Below are 472 nucleotides of genomic sequence, written 5' to 3'. Positions count from 1 at the left end.
ACGGATACTTCTAGCCTCATCGCCTTTACCAATGATAATATCTAAAAAGAAATCTTCCATTGCAGGGTATAACACTTCTTCAACAACACTACTCAGTCTGTGTATTTCATCAATAAACAAAACATCTCCAGGTTGAAGTCCTGATAAAATTGCAGCCAAATCACCAGGTCTTTCTAATGAAGGCCCTGATACTGTACGTATATTTACTTCCATTTCATTGGCAATAATATTAGATAATGTTGTCTTACCTAATCCAGGGGGGCCAAAAAGCAATACATGATCTAATGGTTCATGACGAAGTTTAGCCGCTTTAATAAATACTTCTAAATTACTTTTTATTGAATTTTGACCAATATATTGTCGTAATCTCGTAGGTCTAAGCGACAATTCGAAATCAGTTTCTTCACTATGCATTGATTGATCAACCATACGCTCATTCATGACAACACTTCCCCTATTAATCTATTTAAAA

General features: G+C 34.7%; 1 protein-coding gene. It reads right to left on the bottom strand.

The window, feature by feature from the left end; translation table 11 throughout:
- The coding region (locus AC30CM_RS27020; protein WP_490119978.1) for an AAA family ATPase at positions 1-441 on the bottom strand (441 nt) is incomplete at its 3' end.
- Positions 442-472: the final 31 nt, after the last annotated feature.

Source organism: Mycobacterium sp. DHQP2018-32-09 (assembly GCF_058148405.1).
Note: the sequence above shows the minus strand (reverse complement) of the source record. Positions and strands in the feature narration are given on the sequence as shown.